This window comes from Cognatiluteimonas telluris (assembly GCF_011320095.1).
Taxonomy (GTDB): Bacteria; Pseudomonadota; Gammaproteobacteria; order Xanthomonadales; family Xanthomonadaceae; genus Cognatiluteimonas; species Cognatiluteimonas telluris.
This window is the reverse complement of sequence record NZ_JAANOY010000044.1, coordinates 1-8,635: the sequence shown is the minus strand read 5'-3', so window position 1 is coordinate 8,635 and position 8,635 is coordinate 1. Positions and strand designations below refer to the sequence as shown.

The following is an 8,635-nucleotide window of genomic DNA, read 5'->3' as shown; positions in this document are numbered from 1 at the left end:
CGCGCGCGCAGGCGCTGGCCGCGCAGGGCCACACCGTGTCGTGGCTGGCGCGCGCGGCCGGCGACGGTGTGCGGCTGCAGGGACTGCTCGCCTTCCGCGACGAACCGCGCGCCGGCGCGCAGGCCGCGATCGCGCGGCTGCAGCGCCTGGGCATCCGCACGGTCATGGTCTCCGGCGACAACCCGGGCGCGGTGCGCGACATCGCCGCGCGGCTGGGGATAGACGAAGTCCATGCCGACGTGCGCCCGGAGCAGAAGGTCGAGCTCGTGCGGCGGTTGAAGCAGGACGGCGTGCTGGCGATGGTGGGCGACGGCATCAACGACGCCCCCGCGCTGGCGGCCAGCGACGTCGGCATTGCCATGGGCTCGGGCACCGACGTGGCCATGCATGCCGCCGCGATCACCCTGGTGCGGCCGCAGCTGTCGCTGGTTGCCGATGCGATCGACATCTCGCGCCGCACCACGCGCAAGATCCACCAGAACCTGTTCTGGGCCTTCGGCTACAACGTGGTCGGCATCCCGCTGGCGGCATCGGGCTTGCTGGATCCGGTGGTCGCCGCTGCGGCGATGGCGTTTTCCTCCTTGAGCGTGCTGGGCAATACCCTGTGGCTCAAGCGCTGGAAGCCCGCGCGCGAACGGCCTGGAGACGATGACCATGCGGCGTGACCCGACACCTCCCGCGCTCGGCGACGCACGCGCGCAGGGCCTGTACGACATCGGCCAGGCCGCCGCGCTGACGGGCGTGTCGGCCAAGCGCATCCGCCATTACGAAAGCCTGGGCATCCTCCCCGAGCCGCCGCGCACGGCGGCCGGCTACCGGCTGTACAACGATGCCGACCTGCACCGGCTGCGGTTCATCCAGCGCGCACGCACGCTCGGCTTTTCGATGAAGCAGATCAAGGTCCTGCTCGCGCTCTGGTCCGATCGCGCGCGCGCCAGCGCCGAGGTCAAGGCGATGGCGCAGCAGCACGTCGACGAGCTGGGCCAGCGCATCGCCGACATGCAATCGATGCAGCGCACGCTGGCGCAGCTGGCGCGCCGGTGCCACGGCGACGACCGGCCGGACTGTCCGATCCTCGACGACCTGGGTGGTGGCAAGCCCCCGCCACGGGCCCGGTCCGGGTCGCGCGCTTGAATGCGCGCCGGGTGGCCGCAGAATGAAGCCATGAACCATTGCGACGACGCACTCGATGCGCTGCTGCTGCATGCCGACGACATGGCCGACCTGCGCCGCGCGGTGGCCCTGCTCGAACAGCCCGCGTTTTCGATCCAGCTGGTGAACCTGCTCGGCGCGCCGATCGAGGTCGCGGCGTCGAAACTCCCGGCCCGGGCGCGCGCGAAGTTGCATGCGGCGTTGCGGGTGGCGATGCACAAGGCGGTGCAGGGCGCGTTGTCGACGATGGACGACACTCCGGCCCCGGCCTCCACCCGGCTGCACAAGCTGGCCACGGCGGCGACCGGCGCCATCGGCGGATTCTTCGGCGGCTGGGGACTGCTCGCCGAACTGCCGGTGACCACCACGCTGATGATGCGCGCGGTGGCCGACATCGCGCGCAGCGAAGGGTTTTCGCTTGCCGATCCGCGCGTGCAGGTGGCGTGCATCGAGGTGTTCGCGCTGGGCGGGTCCTCGCGCCGTGACGATGCCGCCGAGTCCGGCTACTACGCGGCACGCTCGCTGGTGGCCGAAGTCGGCAAGCATGCCGCCAGGGAACTGGTCGACATCTCCGCCAGGCAGGCCGGCCAGCATGCGGGCGAACACGCGCTTCGCCGCGCACTCTCGCCCGAGCGCGCCGGCAGTTACCTCGCGCGGCTGATCGAAGCGGTGTTGTCGCGCTTTGGCATCGTGCTCAGCGAGAAGGCGGCCGCCCAGGTGGTGCCGGTCCTCAGCGCCGGCACCGGTGCACTGCTCAACACCCTGTTCACCGATCACTACCAGGCGATGGCCCGCGGGCATTTCATCGTCATGCGGCTCGAGGATCGCCATGGCGAAGCCGTGGTGCGCGAAGCCTATCGGCGCCTGCAGCAAGCTCGCGTGGCGGGCACCGGCGTGGATGTGGCAGCGGCATCCGCCTGACGTGGCATCCCCGTGCGCCCTGCACGGCGTCGACCAACCAGGCTCGCGCACGCCGCGCGATCGGATTTTCGGCGCACCCGACTGCCGCTGCTGGGGAAGGCCTGGGAGGGCGATCGCGAGCCGGGCGACGCGCCGCGCGACGCGACGGAGGAAACGCCCGGCGCAGGCCTACGACCAGGCCATGTGCCTGCGGGGCGCTGAGCGGGCGCAGGCGCCGGGATCGCGTCTGGCGGCCGGCGGGGCGGCGTTACACTCCCGGCCAGGGGGTGGCATGACCACGCACGCATCCACGTCGGAGCAACGGCCGCCGGCACCATGGGGCGATGACGACAGCCAGCGGCCCGTGCGCCTGGCCGAACTGCTCGCACGCGTGTCGCGCGAGGCCCTGCAGGGCGAAGGCATCGATGCCGTGCTGCGACGGATCGTCGACTGCCTGGTGCAGCGGCTGCCCGTGGCGCTGGCAAGCATCGTGCTGCTCAACGACGCCGGTACCGCCTTCGTCAACGAAGTCTGGGCCGGCGAGCTGGAGCTCGACCAGCCGCAACTGGTGCCCAGCTGGCCGGTGAGCGTCGGCGCCGCGGGGCGCTGCGCGCGCCTGGGCGTGGCGCAATTGATCACCGATGTCGACCAGGATCCGGATTACGTGCCGGGCAACTGCGCGGTGCGCGCCGAATACCTGGTGCCGATCCGCCATGGGACGCGCCTGCATGGGGTGCTGAACATCGAAAGCACGCGCTCGGATTTCTTCACCCACGATGCCTGCCTGGTGTTCGATGCCATCGCCGACCAGGTCGCCGGCGCGATCCACCTGGCCCGCCTTGCCGCCGAACTGGAAGCCGCCAATCGCAAGCTCGCGCAACTGTCGATGAGCGATGGCCTGACCGGGATCGCCAACCGCCGCTGCTTCGACCAGCGGCTGGCGCTGGAATGGCAGCGCGCGCCGGCCGGGGAGGCGACGTTGGCGCTGCTGCTGGTCGACGCCGACAACTTCAAGGCACTCAACGATGCCTGCGGTCACCTGCATGGCGACGAATGCCTGCGCGTGCTGGCCCGCCTGTGCAGCGAGGCCCTGGAGGGCGACCGCGACCTCGTGGCCCGCTATGGCGGCGAGGAGCTGGTGCTGCTGCTCCCCGGGCGCGACCTGCGCGCCGCGCGCCGGCTCGCCGAGCGCCTGCGGGCACGGGTGCAGGCGGCCGCCTTGCCGCATCCGGATTCGGCAGTGGCGGCCCACGTCACCGTCAGCATCGGCGTCGCCGCACTGGTGGCGTCGGCGGCGACTACGCCGGAAGAGTTGATCCTGGCCGCGGACCACGCGCTCTACGCGGCCAAGGCGCGCGGCAAGAACCGGGTCGCCGGTGTCGCACGCCGCGCCGACCGCATCCGCGCGCCCCTGCGCACGCGGCTCGCCCCGGCCTGAGCCGGCCTGTCATCGGCGGCTTCACGCCCGCCCAATAGACTGGCCGTCGTTGGGCAGGATGACGCGGCCGGGCCGTGCCTCCGCAGGGGACCGTTGTCACGATGCAGAGCCGCGCGCGGAAAACCAACGACAAGTTCGAGTCGCTGCGCCGTAGCGAGCAACGCGCGCAGCTGGCGATCGATGTCGCCCACCTTGGCATGTGGACATGGAGCGCGATCGAATTGCCCGATGGGGTGACGCTGGACGAGCGCTGTCGCGAGATCTGCGGGCTCCCCGCCAGCGGCAGGCTGACCCGGGCCGACGTCATGGCGCGCGTGCACCCGGAAGACCAGGCCCGGATCGGGGGCGCGTTGCAGGCCGCGTTCGATCCTTCGGGGAGCGGCATGTTCAGCGAGGACATCCGCTTCCTCGCGCTCGACGGCGGCGTGCGCTGGGCGGTCGCCCGCGGCCAGCGCTCGCCGCGGCACGATGGCGGCGGGTGCGAACTGTTCGGGTCGCTGGTCGACATTTCCGCCGGGGTCGGTTTCAACGACCGCTATCGCGCACTGTTCCATGCGATCGATCGCGGCTTCTGCGTGGTCGAAGTGTTGTTCGACGACGCTGGAAAGGCCGTGGATTACCGCTTCCTGGAGACCAACCCGCGCTTCGTCGCCGAAACCGGCCTGGGCGATGCCGTCGGCCGACGCATGCGCGAACTGGCCCCCTCGCACGAGCAGCACTGGTTCGACCTCTACGGCGAGGTCGCGCGCAGCGGCCAGCCGGTGCGCTTCGAGCATGAAGCCCAGGCCCTCGGACGCTGGTACGACGTCTACGCCTATCGTGTCGGCGATCCACTGGCGCGCCAGGTCGGGATCCTGTTCGCCGACATCACCGCGCGCCGCCAGGCGGAGTTCGCCCTGCGCGAAGCCGACCGCCGCAAGGACGAGTTCCTCGCGACGCTGTCGCACGAACTGCGCAATCCGCTGGCCCCGCTGAGCAGCGCGCTGGAGGTGCTGCAACGCTCGAATGATCCGGAGCGGGCGGCGCGACTGCACGCGATCATGGCCCGCCAGGTCGACCAGCTCACCCGCCTGGTCGACGACCTGATGGAGGTCTCGCGCATCACCCGCGGCCACCTGCACCTGCGGATGGCGCCCGTCGACCTGCGCGGGGTGGTGCGCGCCGCGATCGAGACCAGCCGCCCGCTGCTGGATGCGCAACGGCAGTCGCTCGCCGTGGAACTGCCGGACGCGCCGCTGCCGGTGGTCGGCGATGCGATGCGCCTGGCGCAGGTGCTCACCAACCTGCTCAACAACGCCGCCCGCTACGGTCGCCCCGGGGGCCACGTGCGGTTGCGGGCGTGGCGGGATGGCGATGACGCCGCGATCGCGGTGCGCGACGACGGCATCGGCATCGCGTCCGACAAGCTGCAGTCCATCTTCCAGCCGTTCATGCAGTTGCACCGCGAGGTCGACGGCATGCAGGCGGGGCTGGGCATTGGCCTGTCGCTGGTGCTCAGCCTGATCGAGCGGCACGGGGGCCGGGTGGTCGCACGCAGTGCAGGCGAAGGTCGTGGCAGCGAGTTCATCGTGCGGCTGCCGATGGCGGGCGCGAGCGACGCCTGAGGCCCGTGCGCGCGCAGGCGCGCGGCAGGATCGCGGCCTGGCCCGCGTTGCTGCGTATCATCGGCCACCGCCTTCGCGCGCCATCGTTCCCGCCATGCCAGATCGCGCGCGTCGCCAGGCCGTCCTGTGGCTGCTCCTGCTCAGCCTGGTGTGGAGCTACAACTGGGTGGTGATGAAGCAGGTGCTGCGCTACTCGGGTCCGTTCGAGTTCGCCGCCTGGCGCTATGCGCTCGGGACGCTGGTGCTGTTCGCCGCGCTGCGCTGGCGGCGCGTGTCGCTGCGACCGCCGCCATGGGCGCCGGTACTGGCGATTGGTCTTGCGCAGACGTTCGCCTTCCAGGCGCTGGTGCAACTGGCGTTGGTCGGCGGCGGGGCGGGAAAGACCGCGTTGCTCGCCTACACGATGCCGTTCTGGGCGGTGTTGCTGGCGTGGCTGGTGCTGCGCGAGCGGCCGTCGCGCGTGCAATGGATCAGCCTGGTGATTGCGTTGGTGGGACTGGCGCTGGTGATCGATCCCTGGCACGGCGTCGGTGCCCTCGGCAGTGCGCTGCTCGCCATTGCCGGTGGCCTGGCCTGGGCGATCGGGATGGTGTTGAGCAAGCGGGTGTTCCTGCGCGGCGGGGTTTCGGCCTTGTCGCTGACCGCGTGGCAGATGCTTGCCGGATCGGTCGGGCTGGTGCTGCTGGCCGCCTTCGCCGACGAACGGCCGATCGCATGGACACCGCCGTTCCTGTTCGCGCTGGCCTACAACGCGGTCCTCGCGTCGGGCCTGGCCTGGCTGCTGTGGTCGTGGGTGGTCGATCGCCTGCCGACCTCGGTGGCCGGCTTGTCGAGCCTGGTGGTGCCGATCCTCGGCGTGCTGTTCGCATGGGGGCTGCTGGGCGAAGTGCCATCGCCGCCCGAAGGCGTCGGCATGGGCCTGCTGGCGATCGCGTTGCTGGTCGTGGCCCGGGCGCGACGCGCGACCGGCTAGCGGTCAACGCCGGCGCGCATACCACAGGCCGAGCGCGTGGCGCGAACGCAGGACGCGCCGTCCGCGCACGAGCAGGCGCAGCGCCAGCCGCAGGTGGTCGAGCAGGCTGAACGTGCGCAGCTTGCGGTCGGAAGTCAGGACCGACTCGCGCAGGATCACGAAGCGGCCATGGGCGGCCAGGGCGCGACTCATCGCGACGTCCTCCCCGGCGTACCAGCGTTCGTCAAAGCCGCCGACGGCGTCGAACGCGGCGCGGGTGCAGAACACGAAGCACCCCGGCGCGATCGTCGTCCAGCGGAACGCGACCATCAGCAGGCGCGTGCAGGCCCGCTCGAGCCAGCGCACGCGCTCGCCGTGCAGGCGCACGGCCGCACCGCCGCCGACGGCGCCCGCATCGAGCGCGGCCATCGCCGCGGCCAGGACGGCGGCATCGACGTGGGTGTCGGCATCGACGAACAGCAGCCGCTCGCCGCGGGCCGCCAACGCACCGGCATTGCGCGCCGCGGCGATGTGGCGCCTGGCGATGCGCGACACCCGTGCGCCATGGGCATGGGCGATGTGGGCGGTGGCATCGGTGGACGCGTCGTCGACCACGATCAGCTCGTGCGCGATCGGCAGCGCCGAGGCAGCCCGTCGCAGCGCGTCGAGCGTGGGCCCCAGCAAGGCGGCCTCGTCATGCGCCGGGACGATCAGGGAGAGCATGTCGGCAGCATCGCACGCAACACGCCACGGCGATGCCCCGGCGCCGTGGCGACGGATCGCACCCGCACGCGCGCCGGCATCGCGGCAGTCGTTGGCCCGCCAACAGCGGGCACGCGCCGTCAGTGCACGGCGACCTGCTCGGCGTCGACGCTGTCGCGCCGTGGCGCGACCCGTGGCTGGGCGGGCTGGGTCGTGGCGGCCACGGTGGGAGGCGGCGCTTGCGTGGCCGTTGCGCGCGCGGACGGCGCGGCCGGTTGTCGCACCTGGCCGAGCAAGGCGGCCATCGCGCGTCCGACGGCGCTCACGGGGGCGTGCGCGGGTGGCGCTGGCGCGCGGGCGGGTGACGGCGGTGCGGGTTCGCCGGCGTGCAGCGACGGCGTCCATGCACCTGCGGCGATGGCGGCGATGGCGGCGAGCTTCAACACGATGCGCATGGCAAATGTCCTCACGCGGGCCGACCCATGGTGACCACTCCAGCCTAGGGACGACGATGGCCAGGGCCCGTGAACACCGACGCGCGAGCGTGAATCCGCGCTGAGCCGTGCGCATGCACGCGCCGTTCACCCACTGCACCGGACGCCCGCGCCATCTGCCCCGGCGCCAGTGCGGCGCGTGCGCCGCGGTTCGCCGGCTTGCCGCGCGGCGCGTCTAGTGCGGATCCGGTGGTGGCATGTCGGTGCGGATGCGCATGAAGCGCGCGAAGCGGGGCGTGCCGTTCGCGGTCAGGCCGTTGTAGCGGTAGGTGACCTGGCTTCCGATCGGTGGCGGGTGCGCGCGCTCGGCATCGCTCAAGCCACTGCCGATGCGGAACTGCAGGCCGCCAGGCGTGCGCACGACGAGCGCGCCGACCTGGCCGGCGTACTTGCCCTGCCCGGCGGTGTAGGCGACCACCCGTCCTTCGGCGTCGTCGTAGGGCTTGTATTTGAGCAGCGTCGCGCTGCGCCCGGGCACATAGCGCGCGCGATCGTGCTGCAACACCAGGCCCTCGCCGCCCGCGCGCACCACCGAGCGCAGGCGCGCGTCCAGCGCCCCCCTGTCGGGCAGCCGGAACTGCGGGATCGCGCGCAGCGTCGCCGCGTGCGACCGCGCGACAAGCGCGCGCAGGTGCAGTACGCGCTGGCCGAAGGGCCCGCCATCGGCGGGCAGGTCGAAGAGCATGAAATGCACCTGGTGCCAGCCGGCGGCATCGGCGCCAGGCGTGCGCACCAGCGTACTGATGGCGTCGAAGCGCCCGCGAGCGATCCACAGTTCGCCATCCAGCGGCACGGCAGGCCAGCCGGCGGTGAACCACGCCGGCGGATCGATCGCCGCACCGCTGCGTGCCCACAGGTGGTGGCCGTCCCAATGGCCGCGCACGCCATCGAGCTTTTCGCTGATCCAGTAATCGCGCACCGGCAGGCCACCGCGATAGACGATCGGCAGCATCACCCGCGGCGGCGCCGCGGCCACGGCCGGACGCAGCGGCCATGCCAGGCAACAGGTGAGCAACACAGTGCGCAGGAGCATGGACGCCACGCCGGGGTTTGAATGGCGCCAGCGTGCCCGCAGCTCCGCGCGGCGGCTGTCGGCCGTTGACCCGACGGCCACCGGAGACCTGCGTTCCGGCATGTCGGAAATCACCCCAGTCCACGCCCGATGCCGTCGTCGTGAGAGCGTGCGTGCACGGCGCGTGCGTCAGGCTGTCGGCAGCGCCTCGAACCAGGCGCGGTAGGGCGTGTTGCGCGCCATCCGCCGGTTGTAATCCGGCGCGCCGTCGCGCCACCACAACCGCCCGCGCTCGCCGAGCGCGACCTTCGCCGCGTCCACCGCGCGCCGCGCCTGGCGTTCGGCCTGCGGGTCGTGCGCACGCAACGCCCGCCCCGCCGC

At 72.1% G+C, this 8,635-nt stretch carries 10 protein-coding genes; 6 read left to right on the top strand and 4 right to left on the bottom strand.

The window, feature by feature from the left end; translation table 11 throughout:
• The 6 genes from G7B67_RS12395 to G7B67_RS12370 form a co-directional block, all read left to right on the top strand.
• The coding region (locus tag G7B67_RS12395) for a heavy metal translocating P-type ATPase (protein ID WP_166212883.1) at positions 1-665 on the top strand (665 nt) is incomplete at its 5' end.
• Positions 649-1,134: a Cu(I)-responsive transcriptional regulator gene (gene cueR, locus G7B67_RS12390; protein WP_425482451.1), complete on the top strand. Its 486-nt coding sequence runs from the start codon at positions 649-651 to the stop codon at positions 1,132-1,134. The genes G7B67_RS12395 and cueR, both read left to right, overlap by 17 nt.
• Positions 1,135-1,164: 30 nt before the next feature.
• Complete coding sequence (locus G7B67_RS12385) at positions 1,165-2,073, top strand: EcsC family protein (protein WP_166212881.1); 909 nt, start codon at positions 1,165-1,167, stop codon at positions 2,071-2,073.
• A 271-nt stretch (positions 2,074-2,344) separates the two neighbouring features.
• Positions 2,345-3,490, top strand: coding sequence for a GGDEF domain-containing protein (locus G7B67_RS12380; protein WP_166212879.1), 1,146 nt, complete (start codon positions 2,345-2,347; stop codon positions 3,488-3,490).
• 101 nt (positions 3,491-3,591) lie between these two features.
• Positions 3,592-5,094 carry a sensor histidine kinase gene (locus tag G7B67_RS12375; RefSeq protein WP_166212877.1) on the top strand — a complete coding sequence of 501 codons (1,503 nt, stop codon included), beginning with the start codon at positions 3,592-3,594 and terminating at the stop codon, positions 5,092-5,094.
• 94 nt (positions 5,095-5,188) lie between these two features.
• Positions 5,189-6,067, top strand: a complete 879-nt coding sequence (locus tag G7B67_RS12370) for a DMT family transporter (RefSeq protein ID WP_166212875.1) — start codon at positions 5,189-5,191, stop codon at positions 6,065-6,067.
• A 3-nt stretch (positions 6,068-6,070) separates the two neighbouring features.
• Here the strand turns inward: G7B67_RS12370 and G7B67_RS12365 are convergent, their stop codons facing one another.
• From G7B67_RS12365 to G7B67_RS12350, 4 genes are all read right to left on the bottom strand, one after another.
• Entirely contained in the window at positions 6,071-6,769 is a 699-nt protein-coding gene (locus G7B67_RS12365) for a glycosyltransferase (protein ID WP_166212873.1), read from the bottom strand.
• Positions 6,770-6,888: 119 nt separating this feature from the next.
• Entirely contained in the window at positions 6,889-7,203 is a 315-nt protein-coding gene (locus G7B67_RS12360) for a hypothetical protein (protein ID WP_166212871.1), read from the bottom strand.
• A gap of 214 nt (positions 7,204-7,417) precedes the next feature.
• Positions 7,418-8,275, bottom strand: a complete 858-nt coding sequence (locus G7B67_RS12355; protein WP_166212869.1) for a DNA ligase — start codon at positions 8,273-8,275, stop codon at positions 7,418-7,420.
• A gap of 168 nt (positions 8,276-8,443) precedes the next feature.
• Positions 8,444-8,635: hypothetical protein (locus G7B67_RS12350; RefSeq protein ID WP_207780929.1), on the bottom strand; the 192-nt coding region annotated here is incomplete at its 5' end.